Here is a 1,521-nt window from a genome sequence, read left to right as displayed (position 1 = left end):
ACGGCGTCTTGCGCCTCCGCGCGGGCCGAGCCGCCACGGTCGAGCTCGGCTTGGAGCGCGGCGAGGCGGGCCTCGTAGGCCACCTGCATCGCGCCCTGCCGGGCGACGAACCCGGCCAGCAGGTCGTCGTGGAACAACAGCAGCCCGCTCGCCGCCGCGGCCCAGAGGGTGGCGACGACGAGGGAGGCGGCGAGAAGCCGGTTCCTGCGAGGGGGAACGATGGCGCGGAGCTTCATCGAGGGGGGCCGGGTTCCAAGACCGCCATCGAGCGCCGACAGGGTTAAGAAACCGGAAAATCCCTCATGACTTCCGCAAGATGCGGCCTCCCGGAGATGCGGTGCGCGATCAGCTCAGTGCGCGCGCGGCTTCCAGCACCTCCGCGGCATGGCCCGGCACCTTCACCTTGGGCCAGATCCGCGCGATGCGGCCCTCGCGGTCGAGCAGCATCGTCGTGCGCTCGACGCCCATGTACTTGCGGCCGTACATGCTCTTCTCGACCCACACGCCATAGGCCTCCAGCATCGCCTTGCTCTCGTCGGAGACGAGCGGGAAGGCGAGGTCGTACTTGGCCGCGAACTTGTCGTGGCTCTTCACCGGGTCGGGCGAGACGCCGATCACGACCGTGTCGGCGGCGGTGAAGTCGGCCAGCGATGCGTTGAACGCTTGCGCTTCCAAGGTGCAGCCGCTCGTGTCGTCCTTCGGATAGAAGTAGAGCACGATCTTGTGACCGGCCTGTTCGGCCAACGCGAGCGTCTTGCCGCCGGAGCCTGGAAGGGTGAAGTCGGGAGCGTACTCGCCTTGTGCGAGGGGCATCGTGCCATCCTTTCGGCCGATTGATGGTTGCTTGGTGCGGAGCCGGCAAGCCCGCCGCCTGCACTACGGGCGCGCTAGCCGGTCCCCTTTCGGAAACGCTTCGCTTAAGGGTCGCGTCCTAGAATGAGCGCATGGTCCGGCCCCGCGAACGCGCCGATGCAAGGTCTTCATGCCTGAGGAAGCGGCCCGGCTCGAGGATACGCCCGGCGCAGGGCGCCCGCGCAAGGCGGTTCGTCGCTGGACGCGGCGCTGCCTGTGGACGGCCGCCGCCCTGGTCGTCGTGCTCGGCCTCGGGCTCGGCGCCGGCGTCATGCGCCTCGCCTACGGACCGCTGCAGATCGACGGCCTGTCGGCGCGGGTCTCGGCTGCGCTGGCCGACCGGATCGGGCCGGGCTGGCGCATCGACCTGCGTGACAGCACCCTCGAGATCGATGCCGAGAACGCGCTGGCGTTGCGCGTCAGCGGGCTCGACATCCGCAACCCGCAAGGGGCGCTGGTCGTGCGCGCGCCGCTCGCCCTCGTCAGCATCGACCCCTGGAGCCTGCTGAGGCTCTCGCCGTCGCCGCGCTCGATCGAGTTCCGCGACGTGCAGATGACCGCGCTCGTCCACCGCGACGGCTCGATCGCGTTCGCGGCCTCCGAGCCGTCCTATCCCGGCGACGCCTCGCCGCACACGCCGCCGAGCGTGGACGCGGCCCGCGGCGTGGT

General features: G+C 70.3%; 1 protein-coding gene and 2 pseudogenes. 1 reads left to right on the top strand and 2 read right to left on the bottom strand.

All coding sequences use genetic code 11. The features are described from left to right. Together FV222_RS25755 and FV222_RS25750 are read right to left on the bottom strand one after the other, a co-directional pair. Nucleotides 1-236: pseudogene (locus tag FV222_RS25755) on the bottom strand (M23 family peptidase); the annotation flags it as partial. Nucleotides 237-345: 109 nt separating this feature from the next. Then, on the bottom strand, nucleotides 346-813 hold the full coding sequence (locus FV222_RS25750) for a peroxiredoxin (RefSeq protein ID WP_147762242.1): 468 nt from the start codon (nucleotides 811-813) through the stop codon (nucleotides 346-348). 169 nt (nucleotides 814-982) lie between these two features. Here FV222_RS25750 and FV222_RS25745 point away from each other — a divergent pair. Further along, nucleotides 983-1,521: pseudogene (locus FV222_RS25745) on the top strand (hypothetical protein); the annotation flags it as partial.

It is taken from the genome of Methylobacterium sp. WL103, from assembly GCF_008039885.1.
GTDB lineage: Bacteria > Pseudomonadota > Alphaproteobacteria > Rhizobiales > Beijerinckiaceae > Methylobacterium > Methylobacterium cerastii.
This window is presented reverse-complemented; position numbering and strand designations above follow the sequence as displayed.